Source organism: Pseudomonas sp. NFIX28 (assembly GCF_900107395.1).
Taxonomy (GTDB): Bacteria; Pseudomonadota; Gammaproteobacteria; order Pseudomonadales; family Pseudomonadaceae; genus Aquipseudomonas.
The window spans coordinates 311,830-338,244 of record NZ_FNPW01000003.1 but is presented as its reverse complement, the minus strand read 5'-3'; the positions used below and the strand labels follow the sequence as shown (position 1 = coordinate 338,244).

The window sequence follows — 26,415 nt, the reverse complement described above, 5'->3', positions numbered from 1 at the left end:
CCGAAATGATGGACATCAACGAGATTCGCGAATACCTGCCTCACCGTTACCCGTTCCTGTTGGTGGACCGGGTAGTGGACCTGGATGTTGAGGGCAAGTGCATTCGTGCCTACAAGAATGTCAGCATCAACGAACCTTTCTTCAATGGTCACTTCCCCGCGCATCCAATCATGCCGGGCGTGCTGATCATCGAAGCCATGGCTCAGGCTGCGGGCATTCTTGGTTTCAAGATGCTGGACGTGAAGCCGGCTGATGGCACCCTTTATTACTTCGTCGGTTCCGACAAGCTGCGCTTCCGCCAGCCGGTACTGCCAGGTGACCAGTTGATCCTGGAAGCCAAGTTCATCAGTTGCAAGCGCCAGATCTGGAAATTCGAATGCCAGGCTTCGGTCGACGGCAAGCCAGTCTGCTCTGCTGAAATCATCTGTGCGGAACGCAAACTATGAGTTTGATTGACCCTCGCGCAATCATCGATCCGACGGCCATCCTGGCCGACGACGTTGAGGTTGGCCCGTGGTCGATCGTTGGCGCCGGTGTGGAAATCGGCGAGGGTACGGTGATCGGGCCTCATGTGGTTCTCAAAGGCCCGACCCGGATCGGTAAGCATAATCGTATCTACCAGTTCTCCTCGGTAGGCGAAGACACTCCCGATCTGAAATACAAAGGCGAGGAAACCCGCCTGGTGATTGGTGACCACAACGTCATTCGTGAAGGCGTGACCATTCATCGTGGCACTGTCCAGGATCGCTCCGAAACCACCCTTGGCGATCACAACCTGATCATGGCATATGCCCATATCGGTCACGACAGTGTAATCGGCAACCATTGCATCCTGGTCAACAACACGGCGTTGGCCGGCCATGTGCATGTGGACGACTGGGCCATCCTGTCCGGCTTCACCCTGGTTCACCAGTATTGCCATATCGGCGCCCACAGCTTCTCCGGCATGGGGACGGCGATCGGCAAGGATGTGCCGGCCTTTGTCACAGTGTTCGGCAACCCGGCCGAGGCACGCAGCATGAACTTCGAGGGCATGCGCCGTCGTGGTTTCAGCGAAGACGCGATTCACGCCCTGCGTCGAGCCTACAAGGTGGTATACCGCCAAGGCTTGACCGTCGATCAGGCGCTCGCCGAGCTGGTAGAAGCTGCTGCACAATTTCCCGAAGTCGCGGTATTTCGTGACTCGATCCAGTCTTCGACTCGCGGCATCACCCGTTAATCATGGACAAACTGCGTATTGCGCTGGTGGCTGGCGAAGCTTCCGGCGACATTCTTGGCGCCGGTTTGATGCGCGCGCTCAAGGCCCAGCATCCCGCCGTTGAATTTATCGGTGTCGGTGGCCCGCTGATGCAGGCCGAGGGGCTGACCTCCTATTTCCCCATGGAACGCCTGGCGGTCATGGGACTGGTGGAAGTCCTTGGGCGCTTGCGTGAACTGCTGGCCCGGCGCAAGAAGCTGGTTCAGACGCTGATTGCCGAGAAGCCGGATGTATTCATCGGCATCGATGCCCCCGATTTCAACCTGAACATCGAGCTCAAGCTGCGCCAGGCCGGCATCAAGACCGTGCACTACGTCAGCCCTTCGGTCTGGGCCTGGCGGCAGAAGCGTGTCCTGAAGATCCGCGAAGGTTGCGATCTGATGCTGACGCTGTTTCCGTTCGAAGCCAGATTCTATGAAGAGAAAGGTGTGCCGGTACGGTTCGTCGGGCACTCCCTGGCCGATGCCATTCCGCTGGAGGCTGATCGGGCCGCGGCTCGCGCCGAGCTGGGCTTGCCCGATGGCCCGCTGGTAGCTCTGATGCCGGGTAGCCGTGGCGGCGAAGTCGGGCGCCTGGGGGGCTTGTTCCTCGATGCCGCGCAGCGCCTGCGCGCCTTGCGTCCCGGGGTGCGTTTCGTCATGCCTTGCGCCAGCCCTGAGCGGCGTATTCAGCTGGAAGAACTGCTGGCCGGTCGCGACCTGCCGCTGACCCTGCTCAACGGCCAGTCGCACCAGGCGTTGGCGGCTTGCGATGCGGTATTGATCGCGTCCGGCACTGCAACCCTCGAGGCGCTGTTGTACAAGCGGCCGATGGTTGTCGCCTATCGCCTGGCGCCGCTGACCTTCTGGATTCTCAAGCGCATGGTCAAGAGCCCTTATATTTCCCTGCCGAACCTGCTGGCTCAACGCCTGCTGGTTCCCGAGCTGCTGCAGGACGATGCTACTGCACAAGCCCTGGCCCAGACCTTGTCGCCCCTGATCGAAGACGGCCAGGAGCAGACGCGCGGGTTTGACGAAATTCATCGCACCCTGCGCCGGGATGCCTCCAACCAGGCGGCTGAAGCGGTGTTGAACCTGATTGGCAAACCGGTATGAGTAACGAAAAGATGCAGTTGGGACTGGATTTCTCGCTGGTAGCTGATGCTGAAGACCTGGTTGCCGGCGTCGACGAAGTAGGACGCGGCCCCTTGTGTGGCGCGGTAGTCACCGCTGCGGTCATTCTCGATCCGAAGCGGCCGATTCTCGGCCTGGACGATTCGAAGAAGCTCACCGAGGCCCGGCGCGAAAAGCTCTACGATGAAATTTGCGAAAAAGCCCTGAGCTGGTGCATCGGCCGCGCCGAAGTCGAGGAAATCGACGAGTTGAATATCCTGCATGCCACCATGCTGGCTATGCAGCGCGCCGTGGAAGGGCTGAGCGTGACCCCGAAACTGGCGATGATCGATGGAAATCGTTGCCCGAAACTGTCGATGCCTGCCGAAGCCGTGATCCAGGGCGATGGCAAGGTTCCGGCGATCGCCGCGGCGTCGATTCTGGCCAAGGTCAGCCGGGATCGCGAGATGGCGGCGTTCGAGCTGATCTATCCCGGTTATGGCATTGGCGGGCACAAGGGCTACGCGACGCCGGTGCATCTGGAAGCGCTGGCCCGCCTGGGGCCGACACCGATTCACCGACGTTCGTTCGCGCCGGTGCGCGAAGCCTACGAAGCGCGTGAGAGTGCGGGCGAGGTTCAGTCCTGAGGCTGATGTTTTAGCCAAGGCCCGGTACAATCCGGGCCTTGTTGTTTTTGCGCTCATTACAGGATCACTATGCCGGCTTCATTCGTTCATCTACGCCTGCACACTGAATATTCCCTGGTTGACGGTCTGGTGCGGATCAAGCCGCTGGTCAAGACGTTGGCCGGCATGGGCATGCCCGCGGTGGCGGTTACCGACCAGAACAACATGTGTTCGCTGGTCAAGTTCTACAAGGCCGCCATGGGCGCCGGGATCAAGCCGATCTGTGGTGCCGACCTGTGGCTGTCGAACAAGGATCCCGATAACCCGCTGAGCCGCATCAGCCTGCTGGCAATGAATGCCGTTGGCTATCGCAACCTGACTGAGCTGATTTCCCGAGGCTTCATCGACGGTCAGCGCAACGGCCAGATCATTATCGAGCGCGAGTGGGTGGCCGAGGCCGCCGAAGGCCTGATCATGCTCTCGGCCGCGAAGGAGGGCGAGATTGGTATCGCCCTGATCTCAGGTGATCTGCAAGAAGCGGAAACCCTGGCTCGAGAGTGGATGGCAGTCTTCCCGGACCGTTTCTACCTGGAAGTCCAGCGCACCAACCGTCCTAACGATGAAGAGCAGTTGCACGCCGCTGTGGCGCTGGCGGACAAGATCGGCGCGCCGCTGGTGGCGACCAACGATGTGCGCTTCATCAAGCGAGAGGACTTCGAGGCCCATGAAACCCGGGTCTGCATTGGTGAAGGCCGCGCCCTCGACGACCCGCGCCGCTCCAAGAACTACAGCGATCAGCAATACCTGAAAAGCGCCGAGGAAATGGCCGAGTTGTTCAGCGACCTGCCTGAAGCCCTGGAAAACACGGTCGAGATCGCCAAACGCTGCAATATCGAAGTGAAGTTGGGCAAGCACTTCCTGCCGGACTACCCGATTCCCGATGGCATGACCATCGACGAGTATTTCCGCAAGGTGTCGTTCGACGGGTTGGAAGAGCGCCTCAGCGTGCTGCTGCCCAAGGACACCACCGAAGACTACGAAGCCAAGCGCCAGGTGTATGTCGACCGGTTGAATTTCGAGCTGGATATCATTATCCAGATGGGGTTCCCCGGTTACTTCCTGATCGTTATGGACTTTATCCAGTGGGCCAAGAACAACGGCGTGCCTGTAGGCCCCGGCCGTGGATCGGGTGCCGGGTCGCTGGTGGCCTATGTGCAGAAGATCACCGACCTCGATCCGCTGGAATATGACCTGCTGTTCGAACGTTTCCTCAACCCGGAACGGGTTTCCATGCCCGACTTCGACGTCGACTTCTGCATGGACGGTCGTGACCGCGTCATCGACTATGTGGCCGAAAAATATGGCCGCAACGCGGTAAGCCAGATCATCACTTTCGGTTCCATGGCGGCGAAGGCTGTGGTCCGGGACGTGGCGCGCGTGCAGGGCAAGTCTTACGGCCTGGCTGACCGTCTGTCGAAGATGATCCCCTTCGAAGTCGGCATGACCCTGGAAAAAGCCTACGAGCAGGAAGAAATCCTGCGCGACTTCATCAAGGTCGATGAAGAAGCGGCGGAAATCTGGGAAATGGCGCGCAAGCTCGAAGGCGTGGTGCGTAACGTGGGCAAGCACGCCGGTGGTGTGGTTATTGCGCCGACCAAACTGACTGACTTCTCGCCGATCTATTGCGACGAAGAAGGCGATGGCCTGGTAACCCAGTTCGACAAGGACGATGTTGAGGCCGCCGGCCTGGTGAAGTTCGACTTCCTCGGTCTGCGGACCCTGACGATCATCGACTGGGCGCTCAAGACCATCAATCGCGATCGCGCCAAGGTGGGCGAAGAGCCGCTGGATATCGCCTTTATCCCGCTCGACGACAAGCCGACGTACAGCCTGCTGCAAAAAGCTGAAACCACTGCGGTGTTCCAACTTGAATCCCGCGGTATGAAGGAGCTGATCAAGAAGCTCAAGCCCGACTGCCTGGAAGACTTGATCGCACTGGTGGCCCTGTTCCGTCCGGGGCCGCTGCAATCGGGCATGGTGGATGACTTCATCAACCGCAAGCACGGGCGGGCCGAGCTGGCTTACCCACACCCGGACTATCAATACGAAGGCCTGCAGCCAGTATTGGCGCCGACCTACGGCATCATCCTGTACCAGGAACAGGTGATGCAGATCGCCCAGGTCATGGCCGGCTACACCCTTGGCGGTGCGGACATGCTGCGTCGCGCCATGGGTAAAAAGAAACCCGAGGAAATGGCCAAGCAGCGTGGCGGCTTTATTGAAGGCTGCGCCGGCAATGGCATCGATGCCGACCTGGCCGGTAACATTTTCGACCTGGTGGAAAAATTCGCCGGTTACGGCTTCAACAAGTCCCACTCCGCCGCCTACGGCCTGGTTTCCTACCAGACCGCCTGGCTCAAGGCTCACTACCCGGCGCCTTTCATGGCCGCGGTACTCTCGGCGGATATGCACAACACCGACAAGGTCGTGACCTTGATCGAGGAAGTGCGGACCATGAAGCTGCGTCTGGATGCCCCGGACGTGAATACTTCCGAGTTCAAGTTCACGGTGAACGACGAAGGCCGCATCGTGTACGGTCTTGGCGCAATCAAGGGCGTAGGCGAGGGCCCGGTGGAGGCGATCACCGAGGCGCGCGAGGACGGTCCGTTCAAGGATCTGTTCGATTTCTGCGCCCGGGTGGACCTCAAGCGCATCAACAAGCGCACCCTGGACGGCTTGATTCGAAGCGGCGCCCTGGATCGCCTGGGCCCGTATTTCCACGACGAACCGAAAGCCTATCAGGCGAGCATCGACCAGAACCGTGCAGTGCTGCTGGCGGCCATGGAAGAAGCGATCAAGGCGGCGGAACAGACCGCCCGCACCCATGACAGTGGGCACGCGGACCTGTTTGGCGGCCTGTTTGTCGAAGAGGATGCCGACGTCTACGCCAGCCATCGCAAGGCCAAGGAGCTGACACTCAAGGATCGCCTGCGTGGGGAAAAAGAAACCCTGGGCCTGTACCTGACCGGGCACCCAATCGACGAATACGAAGGCGAGATCCGCCGTTTCGCCCGTCAGCGCATTGTCGACCTGAAGCCGGCGCGCGATACCCAGACTGTCGCGGGCATGATCATTGCCCTGCGGGTGATGAAGAACAAAAAGGGCGACAAGATGGGGTTCATTACCCTTGACGATCGTTCGGGGCGGATCGAGGCGTCGCTGTTTGCCGATGCCTTCCATTCGGCGCAGTCCCTGCTGCAGACCGACGCGATGGTGGTGGTCGAAGGCGAGGTCAGCAACGACGACTTCTCCGGCGGCCTGCGCCTGCGGGTCAAGCGGGTGATGAGCATGGAAGATGCCCGCACCAACCTGGCGGAAAGCCTGCGCTTGAAGGTGCATACCGAAGCGCTCAAGGGCGATCAGCTACGCTGGCTGGGGGAATTGTGCAAACGCCATCGCGGCGCTTGCCCGATCTCCATGGAGTACACCAGGGAGGACGCCAAGGCCTTGCTGCAGTTCGGCGAAGCCTGGCGGATCGACCCGGCGGATGCCTTGATTCAAGCCCTGCGTGACCAGTTCGGGCGAGACAACGTCTTCCTCCAATACCGTTGACGGTCAGGCGCCATTAAAGGCGCCGACCTCGACCCAAATTTTTAATCTCGACCTGAACGCGCCTCTCCCTTAAGGTAGGGCGCGAATAGACAACCGGCCGGCCCAAGCTCTCTTGGACGTCGACCCAAGACGGACGCCTATGAACCCGAATTTTCTTGATTTCGAACAGCCGATCGCCGACCTGCAAGCCAAGATCGAAGAGTTGCGCTTGGTCGGTAATGACAATTCGCTGAATATCGGCGATGAGATCTCCCGCCTGCAAGACAAGAGCAGCACCCTGACCGAAGACATCTTCGGCAAGCTGACCAGCTGGCAGATCGCTCGCCTGGCGCGTCACCCGCGTCGTCCGTACACCCTGGACTACATCGAGCACATCTTCACCGAGTTCGACGAACTGCATGGCGACCGTCATTTCTCCGACGACGCCGCGATCGTTGGCGGTGTTGCTCGCCTGGACGACCAGCCGGTAATGATCATCGGTCACCAGAAAGGCCGCGAAGTGCGCGAGAAAGTCCGTCGCAACTTCGGTATGCCGCGTCCTGAAGGCTATCGCAAGGCCTGCCGCCTGATGGAAATGGCCGAGCGCTTCAAGATGCCGATCCTGACCTTTATCGACACCCCAGGCGCCTACCCGGGCATCGACGCCGAAGAGCGTAACCAGAGCGAGGCGATTGCCTGGAACCTGCGGGTCATGGCGCGCCTGAAAACCCCGATCATCGCTACCGTGATCGGTGAAGGTGGTTCGGGCGGTGCGCTGGCCATCGGTGTGTGCGATCAACTGAACATGCTGCAGTACTCCACTTACGCGGTGATCTCGCCGGAAGGCTGCGCTTCGATTCTGTGGAAAACCGCCGAAAAAGCGCCGGATGCCGCCGAAGCCATGGGCATCACCGCCGAGCGCCTGAAAGGCCTGGGCATCGTCGACAAAGTCATCAGCGAGCCGCTGGGTGGCGCGCACCGTGATCCGGCTGCCGCTGCCGCACTGATCCGCGCCGAGCTGACTTCCCAGCTGGCGATGCTCAAGAAGATGGATAACGACACCCTGCTGGCTCGTCGTTACGATCGCCTGATGAGCTACGGTCTCTGATAGATCGACGCTCCGTGTAGGGGCGGGCTTGCTCGCGAGATGGATGCCTTGGCCATTCAGGTCGAGGCTTTTCAGGCATTGCGAGCAAGCTCGGTCTCTACTCAGGATTCAGTCCAGTCATGAGCTCATTCGATACATCCCTCACGCAAAAACTGCTGCAACGCCTTCTGCCCTGGCTGGATCGATCGGCCTGGCGCATCGCATTCTCTGGTGGCCTTGATTCCACCGTCCTGCTTCACCTGCTTGCCGAACTCAGGCAGCGACACACGCTTCCCCCCGTGACCGCGATCCATGTGCATCATGGCCTTCAGGCTGCGGCTGACGCTTGGCCGGCGCATTGCCAGGCGCAATGCAAAGCGCTGGGGATCCCGCTGCAGATAATGACGGTGCAGGTGCAACCCGGGGCCAGTCTCGAGCGGGCGGCGCGGGAAGCGCGTTATGCCGCATTCGAGGCGGTAACCGGCAGCAATGAATTGTTGCTGACGGCCCAGCACCGTGACGATCAGGCGGAAACCCTGTTGTTCCGATTGCTGCGCGGGGCGGGGGTCAGGGGCCTTTCCGCCATGCCGGCGTCGCGGGCGCTGGGGCAGGGGGATTTGCTGCGGCCCTTGCTCGACGTCTCCCGCGACGAGCTGGAGCGTTATGCCCGGGATCATCAGTTGCACTGGATCGACGATCCTTCCAACCAGGATCGGCAGTTCTCCCGCAATTACCTGCGCCATCAAGTGTTCCCGTTGTTGACTGCGCGCTGGCCACAGGCGGCCAATAGCATGGCGCGTAGCGCGGCGCACCTGCGCGAGGCGCGAGAGTTGCTGGATGAGTTGGCGGCTATCGACCTGCAAGAGGCCGCCAAGGGCGTTGAGTTTGAATGGCTGGGCTTGCCATCCCTCGCCCTGGCGCCTTTGCTCGATTTGTCGGAAGCGCGCCAGCGCAATGCCCTGAGCCACTGGCTGAGCCGGTTCACGCCGCTGCCCGACAGCGAGCACTGGGTGGGTTGGCAGACGCTGCGCGACGCGGCGGGCGACAGCCATCCGGTATGGCGGTTGGGGCAGGGCGAGTTGCAGCGGGCGGCGGGGCGTGTCTGGTGGTTGGCGGGTAGCTGGCTGCAACCCCCGCTATCGACGCCAAGTTGGGCCGATACCGCTGGGCCTTTGCAGTTACCCGGCAATGGTCAATTGCAATTCAGCGGTCGTGCGCCGCAAGGGCCGTTGCAGGTGCGTTACCGTCAGGGGGGAGAGGTGATGCAATTGCCAGGGCGCGGCCACCGAGACCTCAAGCGCCTGCTCAACGAGGCCGGCCTGCCAGCCTTCGTCCGTGGCAGATTGCCGCTGCTGTATCGAGGCGAGCAATTGCTTGCAGTGGCGAATCTGCCAGGCCTTGACGCAAATGCCCAGGAAGGGTGGCAATTGCATTGGCAGCCGCCTTCGAGCGATCAAGGTTTGAGCTGAAAGTCCCTTTCCGGTAGACTACGCTCCCTTCTTGATACAACTTCTGTGGATTCGCCTGAATTGCAGGAGTTGCCGATTACCAAGCAGTCTTTGCTGGGCGATTCCAAAAAATGTGTAGCGAGCAACGTACCGGTGTTTTCTCTTCCGGTCTGTCCCAACGCGGCGGTTTTTTTGAAAGGTGCACTGTGATTAATGCAGGTGATCGGGGGCTTCGGCCTTCCTTCGCTTTCCCCGGCGGCTCGGACCGCTTTAACGCAGACTTCTAGGGTTTTTCATGACGCGCTACATATTCGTCACGGGCGGTGTTGTTTCTTCATTGGGGAAAGGCATTGCCTCGGCTTCATTGGCGGCCATCCTGGAGGCGCGGGGACTTAAGGTCACCATGCTCAAGCTGGACCCGTACATCAACGTCGACCCGGGCACCATGAGCCCGTTCCAGCACGGTGAGGTGTTCGTCACCCACGACGGCGCCGAGACCGACCTGGACCTGGGCCACTACGAGCGGTTCATCCGCACGACCATGACCCAGAACAACAACTTCACCACCGGCCGTGTCTACGAGCACGTGCTGCGCAAAGAGCGCCGTGGTGACTACCTGGGCGCCACCATCCAGGTGATTCCGCACATCACCGACGAAATCAAGCGTCGCATCATCAAGGGCGCCGGCGATGCCGACGTGGCCCTGGTGGAAATCGGCGGCACCGTTGGCGACATCGAGTCGCAACCGTTCCTCGAGGCTATCCGCCAGTTGCGCGTCGAAGTCGGTTCCAAGCGCGCGATGCTGATGCACCTGACCCTGGTTCCGTACATCGCTACCGCTGGCGAGACCAAGACCAAGCCGACCCAGCACTCCGTGAAGGAACTGCGCTCCATCGGCCTGCAGCCAGACGTGCTGATCTGCCGTTCCGACCACCCGGTAGACGTTTCCTCGCGTCGCAAGATCGCGTTGTTCACCAACGTTGAAGAGCGCGCGGTGATCTCCCTGGAAGACGTTGACACCATCTACAAGATCCCGGCCGTGCTGCACGCCCAGGGCCTGGACGATTTCGTCGTCGAGCGTTTCGGCCTGCAATGCAACGGTGCCGATCTGTCCGAGTGGGAAAAGGTGGTCGACGCCAAGCTCAACCCCGAGCACGAAGTCACCATCGCCATGGTCGGCAAGTACATGGAATTGTTGGACGCCTACAAGTCGCTGATCGAAGCGATGAGTCACGCCGGCATCACCAACCGCACCAAGGTCAACCTGCGCTACATCGATTCCGAAGACATCGAGAACCAGGGCACCGCGTTGCTCGAAGGCGTCGATGCGATCCTGGTTCCAGGCGGCTTTGGTCTACGTGGCGTGGAAGGCAAGATCACCGCCGTTCAGTACGCTCGCGAAAACAAGGTGCCTTACCTGGGTATCTGCCTGGGTATGCAAGTGGCCGTGATCGAGTTCGCTCGTAACGTCATGGGCTGGAAAGATGCCAACTCCACCGAGTTCGATCGCGCCAGCGGTCATCCGGTTGTCGGCCTGATCACCGAGTGGGCTGATGCCACCGGCGCCGTCGAAACCCGTACCGAGGCCTCCGACCTGGGCGGCACCATGCGTCTCGGCGCTCAGGAATGCCTGCTCGAAGCCGGCTCCAAGGTGCACGACTGCTACGCCAAGGACGTGATCGTCGAGCGTCACCGTCACCGCTACGAAGTGAACAACAACCTGCTGCCACAACTGATCGACGCCGGCCTGAAGATTTCCGGTCGCTCCGGCGATGGCGCGCTGGTTGAAGTGGTCGAGGCGCAGGATCATCCATGGTTCGTCGCTTGCCAGTTCCACCCTGAGTTCACCTCGACCCCGCGTGACGGCCATCCGCTGTTCAGTGGCTTCGTCAAGGCAGCTTTGGCTCAACACCAGAAGAAGGCGTAACCCCGATGGCACAGAAGATCATCCGCGTCGGCGACATCGAGATTGCCAACGACAAGCCCATGGTGCTGTTCGGCGGCATGAACGTGCTGGAAAGCCGTGACATGGCCATGCAGGTCTGCGAAGAGTACGTGAAGGTCACCGAAAAACTCGGTATCCCTTATGTGTTCAAGGCCAGTTTCGACAAGGCCAACCGGTCTTCTGTGACCTCTTATCGCGGTCCTGGCCTGGAAGAGGGCATGCGCATCTTCCAGGACATCAAGCAAGCCTTCGGTGTGCCGGTCATCACCGACGTCCACGAGCCGCACCAGGCCGCGGTCGTCGCCGAGGTCTGCGAAATCATTCAACTGCCGGCCTTCCTGTCGCGCCAGACCGACCTGGTGGTCGCGATGGCCAAGACCGGCGCAGTGATCAATATCAAGAAAGCCCAGTTCCTCGCACCCCAGGAAATGAAGCACATCCTGAGTAAATGCGAAGAAGCGGGCAACGATCAGTTGATCCTCTGCGAGCGTGGTTCGAGCTTCGGCTACAACAACCTGGTGGTGGACATGCTCGGCTTCGGCATCATGAAGCAGTTCGAATACCCGGTATTCTTCGACGTGACCCACGCGCTGCAAATGCCCGGTGGTCGTGCCGATTCGGCCGGCGGTCGCCGCGCCCAGGTCACCGACCTGGCCAAGGCCGGCATGAGCCAGTCCCTGGCTGGCCTGTTCCTGGAAGCCCATCCGGATCCGGACAACGCCAAATGCGACGGTCCATGTGCCTTGCGCCTGGACAAGCTCGAACCTTTCCTGGCCCAGCTCAAGGCCCTGGACGAACTGGTTAAGAGTTTTCCGACGGTAGAGACCGCGTAAAGCCGATTTCTCCGGTAAAGTACCGCACGATTAATTGCTCGGGCCCTTGGGCCTGAGCCTTTTCGTCCGCAAGTCTGCCCCTTGTTCCCTGCTTGCCGGCGATAAAGAGATTCCCTTCAGCTGCGTCGTTTTCGTCAACTTTGGAGTGTTTACAACAATGGCAAAAATCGTCGACATCAAAGGTCGTGAAGTTCTCGACTCCCGTGGCAACCCCACCGTCGAAGCGGACGTGCTTCTCGATAACGGCATCATCGGCAGCGCCTGCGCGCCGTCCGGTGCCTCCACCGGCTCGCGTGAAGCGCTGGAGCTGCGTGATGGCGACAAGAGCCGTTACCTGGGCAAGGGCGTACTGAAGGCAGTAGCCAACATCAACGGTCCGATCCGTGACCTGCTGCTGGGCAAAGACCCAAGCGACCAGAAAGCCCTCGATCAGGCGATGATCAAGCTGGACGGTACCGACAACAAGGCAACCCTGGGCGCCAACGCGATCCTCGCTGTTTCCCTGGCCGCGGCCAAGGCGGCTGCACAGGACCAGGACCTGCCGCTGTACGCGCACATCGCCAACCTGAACGGTACCCCGGGTGTCTATTCGATGCCGGTGCCGATGATGAACATCATCAACGGTGGCGAACACGCCGATAACAACGTCGATATCCAGGAATTCATGGTGCAGCCGGTTGGCGCCAAGTCCTTCTCCGAAGGCCTGCGCATGGGCACCGAGATTTTCCATCACCTCAAAGCCGTGCTGAAGGCCCGTGGCCTGAGCACCGCCGTGGGTGACGAAGGTGGTTTCGCGCCGAACCTGGCTTCCAACGAAGACGCCCTGAAAGTGATCTCCGAAGCCGTGGCCAACGCCGGTTACAAGCTGGGCACCGACGTGACCCTGGCTCTGGACTGCGCGGCCAGCGAGTTTTTCGAAGACGGCAAGTACAACCTGTCCGGCGAAGGCCAGGTGTTCACCGCTGAAGGTTTCGCCGACTATCTCAAGGGGCTGACCGAGCGTTACCCGATCATCTCCATCGAAGACGGCCTGGACGAGTCCGACTGGGCTGGCTGGAAGATCCTCACTGACAAGATCGGCGAGAAGACCCAGCTGGTGGGCGACGACCTGTTCGTGACCAACACCAAGATCCTGAAAGAAGGCATCGACAAGAAGATCGCCAACTCGATCCTGATCAAGTTCAACCAGATCGGCACCTTGACCGAAACCCTGGAAGCCATCCAGATGGCCAAGGCCGCCGGCTACACCGCGGTGATTTCGCACCGTTCCGGCGAAACCGAAGATTCGACCATTGCCGACCTGGCCGTGGGCACTTCGGCTGGCCAGATCAAGACCGGTTCGCTGTGCCGTTCCGACCGCGTTTCCAAGTACAACCAACTGCTGCGTATCGAAGAGCAGTTGAATGGCAAGGCCAAGTACAACGGTCGCAGCGAGTTCCGCGGCTAAGCGGCAGATGGTACAAAGACACCGGATTGGGTCAGAAAAATCGCATCAGCGATGTTTTTGCCACTAATCTGATGCCTTAAGAGCACAAGCCTGGTTCTTCCAGGCTTCGTGCTGTCAGTAGGACCGAAGTTTGTTGGCATGGCTGTCTTTTTTCACTGGATACCCGATATTCGATGCGCAGTCCCAATTGGTTGTTCCTCGTCTTGCTCTTGCTGCTGGCTGGCCTGCAGTACCGCCTGTGGGTGGGGAATGGCAGCTTGGCGCAGGTAACCGACCTGACTCAGCAAATTGCCGATCAGCGCGCTGAAAACGAGCGCCTGCTGGAGCGCAATCGTGTACTCGATGCGGAAGTCATGGAATTGAAGAAAGGCATGGAGACCGTGGAAGAGCGGGCTCGTCATGAACTGGGCATGGTCAAGGAGGGTGAAACCCTCTACCAGTTGGCCCAATGATCCAGTCGCTGCCGGCCTTCTGGGCCGTTATTCCTGCCGCGGGCGTCGGTGCCCGCATGGCCGCGGACCGTCCCAAGCAGTATTTGCAACTGGGCGGACGCACTATTCTCGAACACAGCCTCGGCTGTTTCCTCGACCATCCTTCCCTGAAGGGGCTGGTGGTCAGCCTGGCGCTTGACGATCCTTACTGGCCGACCCTGGCCTGTGCCCACGATCCGCGGATCCAGCGGGTCGAAGGTGGCGCAGAGCGTTCCGGATCGGTCCTCAATGCCTTGCTCCATCTGCACGCCCAGGGCGCTGCCGATGAAGACTGGGTGCTGGTCCACGACGCCGCGCGGCCGAACCTGTCCCGGGATGACCTGGACAAGTTGCTGGACGAGCTGGCGGATGACCCCGTGGGCGGTCTGCTCGCGGTGCCGGCGCGGGACACCCTGAAGCGCATCGACAAGCGCGGGCGGGTGTTGGAAACCGTCGACCGCAGTCTGATCTGGCAAGCTTATACGCCGCAGATGTTCCGTCTTGGCGCCTTGCACCGCGCCCTGGCCGACAGCCTGGTGGCGGATGTGGCGATTACCGATGAGGCCTCGGCGATGGAATGGGCCGGCCAGGCGCCACGCCTGATCGAAGGGCGTTCGGATAACCTCAAGGTGACCCGTCCGGAAGACCTGGAGTGGTTGCGCCAGCGCTGGGCCAATCGCCGCTGAGCATAGCTTTTCGCGGCCCCCTGCAGCCGCTGCCGCAGGCTGCGAACGGCCCGGAACGGGACGCGCTTTTTGCAGTCGTCCTGTACTTCAAATCGATCGACCGCGTTGTCCGCTATGACGGCTACTGCATAGCCGATCGCAGCCTGCCGCAGCGGCTACGGATCAATCCTTGTATTCCGGCCGCTTGGCCAACCCCTCCTTGAGATAGTCCACCAGCTTGCGCACCTTGGGCGACAGATGCCGTTGTTGCGGATACAGCGCCCACACCGCTGTATTTGGCGGTTGGTGTGCCTCGAGCAGGGAAATCAGCGTGCCCTGATGTAAATGCTCCAGCACGTAGTAATCCGGTAGCTGGCACAGGCCAACGCCCTGTAACGCGGCATCCAGCACGGCTTGCCCGCTGTTGCAGCGCCAGTTGCCTTGCACTCGCTGGGAAAACTCGCGCCCGTCCTGCTCCAGTTGCCAGATGTCCGAACTGCCGATCAGGCAGTTGTGTCGGCTCAGCTCCGACAGGCTGTGGGGGCGGCCGTAGCGTTCCAGGTAGGACGGCGAGGCGCAGAGGTACATGCGCCTTGGCGCCAGGCGGGTCGCCACTAGCCGCGAGTCTTGCAGGCGGCCAAGGCGGATGGCCAGGTCCAGCCCTTCGTGCACCAGGTCCAGGGGCCGGTTGCTCAGTTCGATATCCACCCGCAGCTGCGGGTAAAGCCCCATGAAGCTGGTGACCAGCGGCACGATAAAACGCTCCCCATAGGCCACCGCGCAGGTCATGCGCAGCATGCCCTTGGGTTCGCTGGTCAAGTCGCCGACGGCGCGCAGCGCTTCCTCGCGTCCGTCCTGCAGGCGCTGGCAATGCTGCAAGAAGGTCTGTCCGGCTTCGGTCAGGGTCACCCGGCGGGTACTGCGGTACAGCAGGCGGGTTTGCAGCCGCTCTTCCAGGCGTACGATCTGCCGGCTGATATGCGAAGACGACACGCCGAGGCGTTCCGCGGCGGCAGTGAATTGGCTGCACTCGGCCACGGCGACGAACTCATCGATGCCTTCCCAGCGGTTTTCGTTCATGGCGATTATCCCTGTGCAGCAATAATGTTTTGCTTTTGTCCGGATTATTTATCGCTGGGCGCTGTTTTACACTCCCTGTCTCGTTTTTATTCGCTGGAGACCCAGGATGATCAAGTCGCGCGCTGCCGTTGCCTTCGAGGCCAAGAAACCCCTTGAGATCGTTGAAGTCGATGTCGCCATGCCCAAGGCCGGCGAGGTGTTGTTGCGGGTCGTTGCTTCCGGCGTTTGCCATACCGACGCCTACACCCTGTCCGGGGCGGATCCGGAAGGTATCTTTCCATCGATCCTCGGCCATGAAGGTGGCGCCGTGGTCGAGGCCATTGGCGAGGGCGTGACCTCGGTGGCCGTGGACGATCATGTGATCCCGCTGTACACCCCGGAATGCGGCAAGTGCAAATTCTGCCTGTCGGGCAAGACCAACCTGTGCCAGGCGATCCGCGCCACCCAGGGCAAGGGCCTGATGCCGGACGGCACTACCCGTTTCTCCTATAAAGGCCAGCCGATTTTCCACTACATGGGCACCTCGACCTTTTCCGAGTACACCGTGCTGCCGGAAATCTCGGTTGCCAAGATCCAGAAGGAAGCGCCGCTGGAGAAAGTCTGCCTGCTCGGTTGCGGCGTCACTACCGGGATCGGCGCGGTGATCAACACCGCCAAGGTCAAGGCCGGCGATACCGTGGCGATCTTCGGCCTGGGCGGCATTGGCCTGTCGGCGGTGATTGGCGCCGTGAAAGCCAAGGCCGGCCGGATCATCGCCATCGACATCAACCCGGCCAAGTTTGAAATCGCCAAACAGCTGGGCGCCACCGATTGCGTGAACCCGAAAGACTTCGACCGGCCGATCCAGGAAGTCATTGTCGACATGACCGACGGTGGCGTGGACTTCTCCTTCGAATGCATCGGTAACGTGCAATTGATGCGTGCCGCGCTGGAGTGCTGCCACAAGGGTTGGGGCGAGTCGGTCATCATCGGTGTCGCCGGTGCCGGCCAGGAAATCTCCACCCGTCCGTTCCAGCTGGTTACCGGCCGCGTCTGGCGCGGTTCGGCGTTCGGTGGCGTACGTGGCCGTTCCGAACTGCCAAGCTACGTGGAAATGGCCCAGACCGGCGAAATCCCGCTGGATACCTTCATTACCCACACCATGGGCCTGGAGGATATCAACAAGGCCTTCGACCTGATGCACGAAGGCAAGAGCATCCGCAGCGTCATCCACTTCTGAGGTCGGCCATGAGTCTGGAAAACCTGTCCTGCCAGAAAAGCTTCGGCGGCTGGCACAAACGCTACAAGCATCATTCCGAGGTGCTGGGCTGCGACATGGTGTTTGCCGTGTACCTGCCGCCGCAGGCGGAGCAGGGCGGCAAGCTGCCGGTGCTGTACTGGTTGTCCGGCCTGACCTGCACCGACGAGAACTTCATGCAAAAGGCCGGCGCCCAGCGCCTGGCCGCCGAACTGGGGTTGATCATTGTCGCACCGGATACCAGCCCGCGCGGTCCTGGCGTGCCGGGCGACCCGGATGGCGCCTGGGATTTCGGCCTGGGGGCCGGGTTCTACCTGAACGCCACCCAGCAGCCCTGGGCCGAGCATTACCGCATGCATGACTACGTGGTGCAGGAGTTGCCGGCATTGGTCGAGGCGCATTTCCCGGCCTCGGACAAGCGCGGCATCAGCGGACATTCCATGGGCGGTCACGGTGCCCTGGTCTGCGCGCTGCGCAATCCGGGGCACTATCAGTCGGTGTCGGCCTTCGCGCCGATCAGCAACCCGATGGATTGTCCCTGGGGCCAGAAAGCCTTTTCCCGCTACCTGGGCGAAGAGCGTTCCCGGTGGCGCGAATGGGATGCCAGCGTGCTGATCCAGGAAGCCAGCGAAAAACTGCCGTTGCTGGTGGACCAGGGCGATCGGGATGATTTCCTGGCCAATCAGCTCAAGCCCGAAGTGCTGCAACAGGCGGCGAAAGCCGCGGCTCACCCGCTGACGTTGCGCCTGCAACCCGGCTACGACCACAGCTATTTCTTCATCGCCAGCTTCATTGGCGACCACCTGCAACATCATGCACGCGCGCTGAGCGCCTAATGTCCGCCAAAGCAGGTAGAATCACGCCCTGACTCAATCAGGGCGTTTTTTTATGCGTATTGGCCACGGCTATGATGTGCACCGTTTCGCTGAAGGCGATTTCATCACTCTGGGCGGCGTGCGTATTGCACACAGTTTCGGGCTGCTCGCCCACTCCGACGGCGACGTGCTGTTGCATGCTCTGAGCGATGCCTTGCTGGGTGCTGCCGCACTGGGCGACATCGGCAAACATTTTCCCGACACCGATCCGCAGTTCAAGGGCGCCGACAGCCGTGCGCTGTTGCGTCATGTCGTCGCACTGATCCATGCCAAGGGCTGGAAAGTCGGCAATGTCGATAACACCATCGTGGCCCAGGCGCCGAAGATGGCTCCCCATATTGAAATGATGCGCGCGCTGATTGCCGCGGATCTGCAAGTCGAGCTCGATCAAGTGAACGTCAAGGCCACCACCACCGAAAAGCTCGGTTTTGTCGGGCGCGAAGAAGGCATCGCCGTACATTCCGTTGCCTTGTTGCTGCGCGCATGAACGAACTGCAACTGTTGGGCCCACGGGCCTATGGCGAAGCCCTGGGCAGCGCGGTACTGAAGGCCACGGCCGAAGACTTCCAGGTTGACGAAGTACTGGATATTCCGCTGACCGGCGAAGGCGAGCACCTGTGGTTGTGGGTGGAAAAGCGCGGCCTGAACACCGAAGAAGCGGCGCGGCGGATTGCCAAGGCCGCGGGCGTGCCGTTGCGCACCGTCAGCTATGCCGGCTTGAAGGATCGCCAGGCGCTGACCCGGCAATGGTTCAGCGTGCAATTGCCCGGCAAGGCCGACCCCGACCTGTCGGCCGCCGAAAATGACACCTTGAAGATCATCAAGCTGACCCGGCACAAGCGCAAGCTGCAACGCGGCGCCCATGCAGCCAATGGCTTCACCCTGCGCCTGACCGAATTGAAGGCAGACAAGGCGGGGCTCGAAGAGCGCCTGCAATTGATCGCCAAACAGGGCATCCCCAATTATTTCGGCGCCCAGCGTTTTGGCCATAACGGCGGCAACCTGGCCGATGCCCGCGATTGGGCCGCCCGCAAGGCCCTGCCGGAGCAGCGCAACGTGCGTTCGCGGCTACTCTCGACCGCCCGCAGCTATCTGTTCAACCGAGTGCTGGCGGCGCGTGTGGTCGACGGCAGTTGGCAGCGGGCCCAGGTTGGCGACTTGCTGGCTTTCACCGACAGCCGCAGTTTCTTTCCCGCCGGCGAAGCCGAATGCAGTGATCCGCGCCTGGCCATCCTCGATTTGCACCCGACCGGCCCACAGTGGGGCGAAGGCGAATCGCCTGCCTCCGGTGCGACTCAGTTGCTCGAACAGCAGGTGGCTGCCGACGAAGCGGATCTGCGCGATTGGTTGATTAAAGCCGGAATGAACCACGAACGTCGCATCCTGCGGCTGCCCATTGGCGGGTTGACGTGGCATTATCCCGAGCCTGACATTCTGCAACTGGAATTCGTCCTGCCGGCCGGATGTTTCGCCACCGTATTGGTGCGTGAACTCGTCGATCTGGTGCCGGTGGGGCAGACGGACAGCCCATGCGTATTCTGATTTCTAACGACGATGGTGTAACAGCACCCGGTCTCGCTGCGCTTCATGCTGCGCTGGCGGATTATGCCGAGTGTGTGGTGATCGCCCCGGACCAGGACAAAAGCGGCGCCAGCAGCTCGCTGACGCTCGACCGGCCGTTGCATCCGCATACCCTGAATAACGGGTTCATCAGTATCAATGGCACTCCCACCGATTGCGTGCACCTGGGCCTCAACGGGTTGCTGGAGCGCGACCCGGACATGGTGGTGTCCGGTATCAATCTCGGGGCGAACCTGGGGGACGACGTGCTGTATTCCGGCACCGTCGCCGCAGCCCTGGAAGGGCGTTTTCTGAATCTGCCGGCGTTTGCCTTTTCCTTCGTTTCGCGCCAAGTGGACAATTTGCCGACCGCTGCCTATTTCGCCCGCAAACTGGTCGAGGCCCACGGGCAGCTGGATCTGCCCCCCCGTACCGTGCTGAACGTGAATATTCCCAACCTGCCCCTCGAGCATATCCGCGGCATTCAGCTGACCCGCCTGGGCCATCGCGCCCGGGCATCGGCGCCGACGAAGATGGTCGATCCGCGCGGCAAGGCCGGTTATTGGATCGCTGCGGCCGGGGACGCCGAGGACGGCGGCCCAGGTACGGATTTCCACGCCATCATGCAGGGCTATGTCTCGATTACGCCGTTGCAGCTCGATCGCACCTTCAATGACGCCTTCAGAAGTCTGGATGGCTGGCTGGAGGGGCTGCGCTGATGGCTCGCGAGCAGGACGATTTGTTGCGCCGCGGCATCGGGATGACTTCCCAGCGGACCCGCGAACGCTTGATCCAGCGTCTTTACGACGAAGGCCTGTCCAACGCCCAGGTGCTGGAAGTCATTCGGCGCACGCCGCGGCATCTGTTTGTCGACGAGGCCCTGGCGCATCGCGCCTATGAAGACACGGCCTTGCCGATCGGCCACAACCAGACGATCTCGCAGCCTTATATGGTGGCGCGCATGAGCGAGTTGCTGCTGGCGGCGGGCCCGTTGGACAAGGTGCTGGAGATCGGCACCGGGTCGGGTTATCAGACGGCGGTATTGTCGCAACTGGTGGAGCGGGTGTTTTCGGTCGAGCGGATCAAGGTGCTACAGGACCGGGCCAAGGAGCGCCTGGTCGAGCTGAACCTGCGTAACGTGGTATTCCGCTGGGGCGATGGCTGGGAAGGCTGGCCGGCACTGGCGCCGTACAACGGGATTATCGTGACGGCGGTCGCTACCGACATACCTCAGGCCCTGCTGGACCAATTGGCGCCAGGTGGCCGGATGGTGATTCCGGTCGGTTCCGGCGAAGTACAGCAACTGATGTTGATCATTCGTGAAGAACAAGGGTTCTCGCGACATGTTCTCGGGGCGGTTCGCTTCGTTCCTTTGCTCAACGGGCCGTTGGCCTGAGCATTTGTTTGGGGCGGGTGAATTCTGTTTGATCGGCCTGGTCTTACAGCTGATCAATCGGTTAAGTAACGTTGAACTTCTGATCGATACTCCAATGCCTGCCGATTTCGCTTTGCCGGGAGTAAAGCGCGGGTGGCCGGTTATACTTGCGACATTTCATGCCTGAGCCAGGCACTATTTATTTTCAACCACCACAAAGGGAGCGGCGGGTGAGTCTCACAGTCATTGCGCAGCGTATGGGTACAAAAAGCTTTCAGCGACTGGTGATTGGCCTTGTCTTGAGTTCCCTGTTGGTCGCGTGTTCCAGCAACAAGTCCAGCAGTGCCCGGGTCGTCGATCGCAATACCGCGGTGCCGCAGCGTCCGACTGTGACCACGGGGCAATACACGGTTCGTCGCGGCGACACCCTGTTTTCGATCGCCTTCCGTTATGGCTGGGACTACAAGGCCCTGGCCGCACGCAACAATATCGCCGAGCCCTACACCATCCATCCGGGGCAAACCATCCGCTTCGACGGTCGCTCGGGTTCGGCCCCGACAGCCGTGGTTACAAAGTCGGTTTCCAGTGCATCTTCCTCAAGTAAAACCACGGTAATTCGTCGTCCGGCAGGGGCCACGCCAACGATTGCGAGCCAGCCCGCGCCAGCTCCATTACCGCCTGCAGGCCCCGCGCCAAAGGGCTGGGGCTGGCCTGCGAACGGTATTCTGATTGGAAAATTCTCTTCAAACGGTAGTTTGAATAAAGGCGTTGATATCGCCGGGGATTTGGGACAGCCTGTTTTAGCTGCGTCTGATGGGACGGTGGTTTACGCCGGGAGTGGCTTAAGGGGCTACGGCGAATTAGTCATCATCAAACACAGCGATACCTACGTAAGTGCTTACGGCCACAACCGTAGGCTGTTGGTTCGGGAGGGGCAGCAGGTCAAAGTCGGACAGACAATTGCCGAAATGGGGTCAACTGGTACAGACCGGGTGAAACTGCACTTTGAGATTCGCCGACAAGGTAAACCTGTAGATCCGCTGCAATTCCTGCCACGTCGTTGATCCGTTACCAAGCCTGTTCCGTCACGTAGAGGGAACAGGTTCCAGCGCTGCCAAGGATAAAGGCGTCGCTTGAGCCTGAGGTCGAACTCACCAAAGGACTATAACAATGGCTCTCAGTAAAGAAGTGCCGGAGTTTGACATCGACGATGAAGTTCTCCTTATGGAGACGGATATCGCCGCTGATTCGATGTCGAATGAGGGATCTGCTGTACCTTCAGTTCGTGCCAAATCCAAACACTCCGCTTCATTGAAACAACATAAATACATTGATTACACGCGGGCGCTTGACGCGACGCAGCTGTATCTCAATGAAATCGGCTTTTCCCCATTGCTCTCTCCGGAAGAAGAAGTTCATTTTGCGCGTCTTTCGCAAAGTGGCGATCCGGCCGGGCGCAAGCGCATGATTGAAAGCAACCTGCGTCTGGTGGTGAAAATCGCCCGACGCTATGTCAATCGCGGGCTTTCGCTGCTGGACCTCATCGAAGAGGGCAACCTCGGTTTGATCCGGGCGGTGGAGAAGTTCGACCCGGAGCGCGGTTTCCGCTTCTCGACCTATGCCACCTGGTGGATCCGTCAAACCATCGAACGGGCAATCATGAACCAGACCCGGACTATCCGGCTGCCGATTCATGTGGTCAAAGAGCTCAACGTCTACCTGCGGGCAGCACGTGAGCTGACTCAGAAACTCGACCATGAACCTTCCCCTGAAGAAATCGCCAACCTGCTGGAGAAACCGGTAGGTGAGGTCAAGCGCATGCTGGGTCTCAATGAGCGGGTGTCTTCAGTCGACGTCTCGCTGGGTCCGGATTCGGATAAAACCCTGCTGGACACCCTCACCGACGATCGCCCAACCGATCCGTGCGAGCTGCTGCAGGATGACGACCTGTCGCAAAGCATCGATCAGTGGCTTTCCGAACTGACCGACAAGCAGCGTGAAGTAGTGGTTCGCCGCTTCGGCTTGCGCGGCCATGAAAGCAGCACCCTGGAAGATGTGGGCCTGGAGATCGGGCTTACCCGAGAGCGGGTACGCCAGATCCAGGTCGAAGGTCTCAAGCGCCTGCGCGAGATCCTCGAAAAGAACGGCCTTTCCAGCGAGTCGCTGTTCCAGTAACGGCACGAGCAATCCTGCCGTGAAGAGCCCCGACAAGTTCGGGGCTTTTTATTGGGTGATCAATAAGAAAGTGAGTGAAGTTTTCCAGTGAACGCTCAATAGCTGAAAGAGCGTGTAAGTAAAGGCTTACTCTTTCGTAAGTGTTCGGTTTTTATACTGTATGAAAGTTGTCTGCTTGGCCCTAAGATTTTAATCATCCTATTGATTAATAAGGGTTTATTCCAAGGCGGAACGCAATGTACGACAGTTTTCCTGGCTGTCAGTGCCATTGCTCTGTCATGGAAACTCTCTAATATCAGCCCTGTGTCGACGGATAGACACAGCCATCAAGGATGATGGTCAGGACATCGCAGGACGCGATTCATCAGGACGATGAAAAGGAACACAGGGACTAGGGAAAAAAGGTGGGCGGGTCATACCGCCCCTTTTTTTTGCCTGCGCAAAAGCGAATCCGGAACAGCAAAAAGGCCCGTAACGGGCCTTTTTTGGGAACGCGGGGTAATCAGCGTTCGAGATCCTTGATCTTGCCTTTGACGCCATCCCACTCTTCTGCGTCGGGCAGGGGATCTTTCTTCTCAGTGATGTTGGGCCAGATTTCGGCCAGCTCAACGTTCAACTGAATGAACTCCTGCATCTCTTCCGGAACTTCGTCCTCGGAGAAAATCGCTACAGCGGGGCATTCAGGCTCGCACAGCGCGCAGTCAATGCACTCATCCGGGTGAATCACCAGGAAGTTCGGGCCTTCGTAAAAGCAGTCCACCGGACAGACTTCTACGCAGTCGGTGTACTTGCACTTGATGCAGTTGTCGGTGACGACGAAGGTCATTTCTAATTCTCTCCTCAGGCGGCGGCAGCGGAGCCCCTTCACGACGGGGTCGCCAGGTTCGGGAGCGATAATCTGCGAACCAGGCTAATAGTCCGCAGCATCCCAAACCGCGCGAGATTCTAACAGCTTGAAAGCATCAGCGTTAGATGCGTGTCTTCAATGTATAGAGCATTTCCAGTGCCTTGCGCGGGGTCATGTCATCCAGGTCGAGCTTGGCCAGGTCGTCGAGCACCGGGTGCGGCAGGCTGGCGAACATGTCGCTTTGCTGGGGAACCGATGGCTTGCCCGCTACCGGAGACGGCGCTTCATGGGGCAGGCTGGTGGTCTCCAGGCGACTCAGGTGCTCGCGAGCACGGACGATCACATTGCTTGGAACCCCCGCCAGCTGGGCCACGGCCAGGCCATAGCTCTGGCTGGCAGGACCCGGCAGCACATGGTGCAAGAACACGATGCGCTCATTGTGCTCGGTGGCGTTGAGGTGGACGTTGGCCACCAGAGGTTCGCTTTCCGGCAGGACAGTAAGCTCAAAGTAATGGGTGGCGAACAGGGTGTAGGCGCGCAGTTGGGCGAGACGTTCTGCCGCAGCCCAGGCCAGGGACAAACCGTCGAAAGTACTGGTGCCGCGGCCCACTTCATCCATCAGCACCAGGCTGCGGTCCGTGGCGTTATGCAGGATGTTGGCGGTTTCGCTCATTTCCACCATGAAGGTGGAACGGCCGCCGGCCAGGTCATCGCTGGAGCCGATCCGGGTAAAGATGCGGTCGACCAGCGACAGCTCGCAGCTGGCCGCCGGGACGAAGCTGCCGATATGGGCCAGCAGCACGATCAACGCTGTTTGCCGCATATAGGTGGATTTACCGCCCATGTTCGGTCCGGTAATCACCAGCATCCGGGTGTGATCGTCCAGGCTCAGGTCGTTGGCCACGAACGGCGTGGTCAGGACCTGCTCGACCACCGGGTGACGGCCCTGGGTGATACGCATGCACGGTTCGCTGACGAAACGTGGGCAATTGAGGTCGAGGTTCAGTGCGCGCTCGGCCAGGTTGCTCAATACATCCAGCTCGGCCAGCGCTCCGGCGGTGTCCTGCAGCGGTGGCAGGTGGCCGATCAGGGTTTCCAGCAGGGCTTCGTAGAGCATCTTTTCGCGAGCCAGGGCGCGGCTCTTGGCGGACAGCGCCTTGTCCTCGAAAGCCTTGAGCTCCGGGGTGATAAAGCGTTCGGCACCTTTAAGGGTCTGGCGCCGGATGTAGTCCGCCGGGGCCTGTTCGGCCTGCTTGCTCGGCAATTCGATGAAGTAGCCGTGAATCCGGTTGTAGCCGACTTTCAGGTTGGCCAGGCCGGTACGGGCTTTTTCCCGGGCTTCCAGGTCGATCAGGAACTGGCCGGCGTTTTCGCTCAGCGATTGCAACTCGTCCAGCTCGGCGTCGTAACCGGTCTTCAGCACGCCGCCGTCGCGGATCACTGCTGGCGGGTTATCGATGATGGCTTTTTCCAGCAGCGCGGCCAGTTCCGGGTAGGTACTGGTGGTCACCGCCAGTTGAGCCAGGTGCTCGGCCTCGAGCTCGGTCATTGCCACTTGCAGTTCCGGCAGCGCCGCCAGGGCATCGCGCAGGCGCGCCAAGTCTCGGGGACGAGCGTTGCGCAGGCCGATACGGGCAAGGATCCGCTCGATATCGCCGATTTCCTTGAGCTGCGGTTGCAGCCTTTCGAAGCGGTAACCGTCCAGCAGGCAGCCAATCGAAGTCTGCCGCGCCTGCAGGACCTTCAAGTCGCGCAGCGGGCGGTTCAGCCAGCGGGTCAACAGGCGGCTGCCCATTGCGGTTTGGCAACGGTCGACCACCGATTGCAGGGTATTGTCGCGGCCACCGGCGAGGTTGGTGTCCAGTTCCAGGTTACGCCGGCTAGCACCGTCGAGCACCACGGTGTCGTCCAGGCGTTCGTGGCGCAGGCTGCGCAAGTGGGGCAGGGCGGTGCGCTGGGTTTCCTTGGCATAGCTCAGCAGGCAGCCCGCGGCGCCGATGGCCAGGGTCAGGTTCTCGCAGCCGAAACCCTTGAGGTCCTGGGTAGAGAACTGCTGGCACAGACTCTTGTGGGCCGAGTCGCGTTCGAAGTCCCAGGGCGCGCGACGGCGTACGCCACGGCGTTTTTCCGCCGGCAGGCCTTGTGGCCAGTCATCCGGGATCAACAGTTCCACCGGGTTGATGCGTTCCAGCTCGGCCAGCAGGTTTTCCCAGCCCTTGATTTCCAGGACCGTGAAATTGCCACTGGTGATGTCTAGCACCGCGAGGCCGAACAGGCGCTCGTCGCCCAGCACTGCCGCAATCAGGTTATCCCGACGTTCGTCGAGCAGCGCTTCGTCGCTGACGGTGCCCGGGGTGATGATGCGCACCACCTGGCGCTCCACCGGGCCTTTGCTGGTGGCCGGGTCGCCGACCTGTTCACAGATCACCACCGATTCGCCGAGCTTCACCAGCTTGGCCAGGTAGCCTTCGGCGGCGTGATAGGGAATCCCGCACATCGGAATCGCCTGGCCCGCCGACTGCCCGCGCGCGGTCAGGGTGATGTCCAGCAATTTGGCGGCCTTCTTCGCGTCTTCATAGAAGATTTCGTAGAAGTCGCCCATGCGATAGAACATCAGCTGATCGGGGTGCTGGTTCTTGAGGCGCCAGTATTGCTGCATCATCGGCGTGTGGGAGGACAGATCGGTGAGCGCTTTATTCATCGGGTCGTCAGATTGATTCGTTGAAAGGGTGAGCAAAAGCAGAGGGCATGGGCCCGGCTTTTTCGCGATGGGCGCAAGGTTAACATGGGCGGTCCGACCTTCGC

23 protein-coding genes are annotated in these 26,415 nt (G+C 60.5%); 20 read left to right on the top strand and 3 right to left on the bottom strand.

The window, feature by feature from the left end:
• Window positions 1-5: 5 nt before the first annotated feature.
• The 12 genes from fabZ to ispD all read left to right on the top strand — a co-directional run bounded on the left by fabZ (window position 6) and on the right by ispD (window position 14,482).
• A complete protein-coding gene (gene fabZ, locus BLV20_RS07960) occupies window positions 6-446 on the top strand; it encodes a 3-hydroxyacyl-ACP dehydratase FabZ (RefSeq protein ID WP_007924058.1) in 441 nt (146 codons plus the stop codon).
• Entirely contained in the window at window positions 443-1,219 is a 777-nt protein-coding gene (gene lpxA, locus BLV20_RS07955; RefSeq protein WP_092299385.1) for an acyl-ACP--UDP-N-acetylglucosamine O-acyltransferase, read from the top strand. Before fabZ ends, lpxA begins: the two co-directional genes overlap by 4 nt.
• Window positions 1,219-2,352, top strand: coding sequence for a lipid-A-disaccharide synthase (lpxB, locus tag BLV20_RS07950; protein ID WP_175540159.1), 1,134 nt, complete (start codon window positions 1,219-1,221; stop codon window positions 2,350-2,352). The genes lpxA and lpxB overlap by 1 nt, the downstream gene beginning before the upstream one ends.
• A gap of 11 nt (window positions 2,353-2,363) precedes the next feature.
• Window positions 2,364-2,996 (top strand): ribonuclease HII, encoded by a 633-nt coding sequence (gene rnhB, locus BLV20_RS07945; protein WP_092299812.1) that lies wholly within the window; start codon window positions 2,364-2,366, stop codon window positions 2,994-2,996.
• Window positions 2,997-3,065: 69 nt separating this feature from the next.
• Window positions 3,066-6,587, top strand: coding sequence for a DNA polymerase III subunit alpha (dnaE, locus tag BLV20_RS07940; protein ID WP_092299379.1), 3,522 nt, complete (start codon window positions 3,066-3,068; stop codon window positions 6,585-6,587).
• Window positions 6,588-6,726: 139 nt separating this feature from the next.
• On the top strand, window positions 6,727-7,674 hold the full coding sequence (locus BLV20_RS07935) for an acetyl-CoA carboxylase carboxyltransferase subunit alpha (RefSeq protein ID WP_016705313.1): 948 nt from the start codon (window positions 6,727-6,729) through the stop codon (window positions 7,672-7,674).
• Window positions 7,675-7,793: 119 nt separating this feature from the next.
• Window positions 7,794-9,122, top strand: a complete 1,329-nt coding sequence (gene tilS, locus BLV20_RS07930) for a tRNA lysidine(34) synthetase TilS (RefSeq protein ID WP_092299376.1) — start codon at window positions 7,794-7,796, stop codon at window positions 9,120-9,122.
• 274 nt (window positions 9,123-9,396) lie between these two features.
• Entirely contained in the window at window positions 9,397-11,028 is a 1,632-nt protein-coding gene (locus tag BLV20_RS07925) for a CTP synthase (RefSeq protein WP_007924045.1), read from the top strand.
• Between the two features lie 5 nt (window positions 11,029-11,033).
• On the top strand, window positions 11,034-11,879 hold the full coding sequence (gene kdsA / locus BLV20_RS07920) for a 3-deoxy-8-phosphooctulonate synthase (protein WP_092299373.1): 846 nt from the start codon (window positions 11,034-11,036) through the stop codon (window positions 11,877-11,879).
• Window positions 11,880-12,036: 157 nt separating this feature from the next.
• Complete coding sequence (eno, locus tag BLV20_RS07915; protein WP_009042397.1) at window positions 12,037-13,326, top strand: phosphopyruvate hydratase; 1,290 nt, start codon at window positions 12,037-12,039, stop codon at window positions 13,324-13,326.
• Between the two features lie 173 nt (window positions 13,327-13,499).
• Window positions 13,500-13,778, top strand: a complete 279-nt coding sequence (gene ftsB, locus BLV20_RS07910; protein WP_007924039.1) for a cell division protein FtsB — start codon at window positions 13,500-13,502, stop codon at window positions 13,776-13,778.
• The gene (gene ispD / locus BLV20_RS07905; RefSeq protein WP_092299370.1) at window positions 13,775-14,482 is read left to right on the top strand and encodes a 2-C-methyl-D-erythritol 4-phosphate cytidylyltransferase; all 708 of its coding nucleotides are present in this window, start codon (window positions 13,775-13,777) and stop codon (window positions 14,480-14,482) included. The genes ftsB and ispD overlap by 4 nt, the downstream gene beginning before the upstream one ends.
• Window positions 14,483-14,644: 162 nt before the next feature.
• On the opposite strand, the gene BLV20_RS07900 is transcribed toward ispD, so the two are convergent.
• Window positions 14,645-15,541: a LysR substrate-binding domain-containing protein gene (locus BLV20_RS07900; protein WP_009047227.1), complete on the bottom strand. Its 897-nt coding sequence runs from the start codon at window positions 15,539-15,541 to the stop codon at window positions 14,645-14,647.
• Window positions 15,542-15,647: 106 nt separating this feature from the next.
• Here BLV20_RS07900 and BLV20_RS07895 point away from each other — a divergent pair, with 106 nt between their 5' ends.
• The 8 genes from BLV20_RS07895 to rpoS all read left to right on the top strand — a co-directional run bounded on the left by BLV20_RS07895 (window position 15,648) and on the right by rpoS (window position 22,763).
• Complete coding sequence (locus BLV20_RS07895) at window positions 15,648-16,760, top strand: S-(hydroxymethyl)glutathione dehydrogenase/class III alcohol dehydrogenase (protein WP_092299367.1); 1,113 nt, start codon at window positions 15,648-15,650, stop codon at window positions 16,758-16,760.
• An 8-nt stretch (window positions 16,761-16,768) separates the two neighbouring features.
• The gene (gene fghA, locus BLV20_RS07890; protein WP_092299364.1) at window positions 16,769-17,614 is read left to right on the top strand and encodes an S-formylglutathione hydrolase; all 846 of its coding nucleotides are present in this window, start codon (window positions 16,769-16,771) and stop codon (window positions 17,612-17,614) included.
• Window positions 17,615-17,666: 52 nt separating this feature from the next.
• On the top strand, window positions 17,667-18,140 hold the full coding sequence (gene ispF / locus BLV20_RS07885; protein WP_092299362.1) for a 2-C-methyl-D-erythritol 2,4-cyclodiphosphate synthase: 474 nt from the start codon (window positions 17,667-17,669) through the stop codon (window positions 18,138-18,140).
• Complete coding sequence (truD, locus tag BLV20_RS07880) at window positions 18,137-19,195, top strand: tRNA pseudouridine(13) synthase TruD (RefSeq protein ID WP_092299359.1); 1,059 nt, start codon at window positions 18,137-18,139, stop codon at window positions 19,193-19,195. The genes ispF and truD overlap by 4 nt, the downstream gene beginning before the upstream one ends.
• Window positions 19,183-19,932: a 5'/3'-nucleotidase SurE gene (gene surE / locus BLV20_RS07875; RefSeq protein WP_092299356.1), complete on the top strand. Its 750-nt coding sequence runs from the start codon at window positions 19,183-19,185 to the stop codon at window positions 19,930-19,932. Before truD ends, surE begins: the two co-directional genes overlap by 13 nt.
• A 41-nt stretch (window positions 19,933-19,973) precedes the next feature.
• Window positions 19,974-20,609 carry a protein-L-isoaspartate(D-aspartate) O-methyltransferase gene (locus tag BLV20_RS07870; RefSeq protein WP_175540158.1) on the top strand — a complete coding sequence of 212 codons (636 nt, stop codon included), beginning with the start codon at window positions 19,974-19,976 and terminating at the stop codon, window positions 20,607-20,609.
• Window positions 20,610-20,818: 209 nt separating this feature from the next.
• Window positions 20,819-21,652, top strand: a complete 834-nt coding sequence (locus BLV20_RS07865; RefSeq protein WP_092299350.1) for a peptidoglycan DD-metalloendopeptidase family protein — start codon at window positions 20,819-20,821, stop codon at window positions 21,650-21,652.
• A 106-nt stretch (window positions 21,653-21,758) separates the two neighbouring features.
• Complete coding sequence (gene rpoS / locus BLV20_RS07860; protein WP_092299347.1) at window positions 21,759-22,763, top strand: RNA polymerase sigma factor RpoS; 1,005 nt, start codon at window positions 21,759-21,761, stop codon at window positions 22,761-22,763.
• Between the two features lie 502 nt (window positions 22,764-23,265).
• On the opposite strand, the gene fdxA is transcribed toward rpoS, so the two are convergent.
• Entirely contained in the window at window positions 23,266-23,589 is a 324-nt protein-coding gene (fdxA, locus tag BLV20_RS07855) for a ferredoxin FdxA (RefSeq protein ID WP_011059555.1), read from the bottom strand.
• Window positions 23,590-23,731: 142 nt separating this feature from the next.
• Window positions 23,732-26,311, bottom strand: a complete 2,580-nt coding sequence (mutS, locus tag BLV20_RS07850; RefSeq protein WP_092299344.1) for a DNA mismatch repair protein MutS — start codon at window positions 26,309-26,311, stop codon at window positions 23,732-23,734.
• Window positions 26,312-26,415: the final 104 nt, after the last annotated feature.

Bases quoted from the DNA above. Each gene is read 5' to 3' on its own strand.
- fabZ (WP_007924058.1), top strand. From the start codon at position 6: ATGATGGACATCAACGAGATTCGCGAATACCTGCCTCACCGTTACCCG.
- lpxA (WP_092299385.1), top strand. From the start codon at position 443: ATGAGTTTGATTGACCCTCGCGCAATCATCGATCCGACGGCCATCCTG.
- rnhB (WP_092299812.1), top strand. From the start codon at position 2,364: ATGCAGTTGGGACTGGATTTCTCGCTGGTAGCTGATGCTGAAGACCTG.
- dnaE (WP_092299379.1), top strand. From the start codon at position 3,066: ATGCCGGCTTCATTCGTTCATCTACGCCTGCACACTGAATATTCCCTG.
- BLV20_RS07935 (WP_016705313.1), top strand. From the start codon at position 6,727: ATGAACCCGAATTTTCTTGATTTCGAACAGCCGATCGCCGACCTGCAA.
- tilS (WP_092299376.1), top strand. From the start codon at position 7,794: ATGAGCTCATTCGATACATCCCTCACGCAAAAACTGCTGCAACGCCTT.
- BLV20_RS07925 (WP_007924045.1), top strand. From the start codon at position 9,397: ATGACGCGCTACATATTCGTCACGGGCGGTGTTGTTTCTTCATTGGGG.
- kdsA (WP_092299373.1), top strand. From the start codon at position 11,034: ATGGCACAGAAGATCATCCGCGTCGGCGACATCGAGATTGCCAACGAC.
- eno (WP_009042397.1), top strand. From the start codon at position 12,037: ATGGCAAAAATCGTCGACATCAAAGGTCGTGAAGTTCTCGACTCCCGT.
- ftsB (WP_007924039.1), top strand. From the start codon at position 13,500: ATGCGCAGTCCCAATTGGTTGTTCCTCGTCTTGCTCTTGCTGCTGGCT.
- ispD (WP_092299370.1), top strand. From the start codon at position 13,775: ATGATCCAGTCGCTGCCGGCCTTCTGGGCCGTTATTCCTGCCGCGGGC.
- BLV20_RS07900 (WP_009047227.1), bottom strand. From the start codon at position 15,541: ATGAACGAAAACCGCTGGGAAGGCATCGATGAGTTCGTCGCCGTGGCC.
- BLV20_RS07895 (WP_092299367.1), top strand. From the start codon at position 15,648: ATGATCAAGTCGCGCGCTGCCGTTGCCTTCGAGGCCAAGAAACCCCTT.
- fghA (WP_092299364.1), top strand. From the start codon at position 16,769: ATGAGTCTGGAAAACCTGTCCTGCCAGAAAAGCTTCGGCGGCTGGCAC.
- ispF (WP_092299362.1), top strand. From the start codon at position 17,667: ATGCGTATTGGCCACGGCTATGATGTGCACCGTTTCGCTGAAGGCGAT.
- truD (WP_092299359.1), top strand. From the start codon at position 18,137: ATGAACGAACTGCAACTGTTGGGCCCACGGGCCTATGGCGAAGCCCTG.
- surE (WP_092299356.1), top strand. From the start codon at position 19,183: ATGCGTATTCTGATTTCTAACGACGATGGTGTAACAGCACCCGGTCTC.
- BLV20_RS07870 (WP_175540158.1), top strand. From the start codon at position 19,974: ATGACTTCCCAGCGGACCCGCGAACGCTTGATCCAGCGTCTTTACGAC.
- rpoS (WP_092299347.1), top strand. From the start codon at position 21,759: ATGGCTCTCAGTAAAGAAGTGCCGGAGTTTGACATCGACGATGAAGTT.
- fdxA (WP_011059555.1), bottom strand. From the start codon at position 23,589: ATGACCTTCGTCGTCACCGACAACTGCATCAAGTGCAAGTACACCGAC.
- mutS (WP_092299344.1), bottom strand. From the start codon at position 26,311: ATGAATAAAGCGCTCACCGATCTGTCCTCCCACACGCCGATGATGCAG.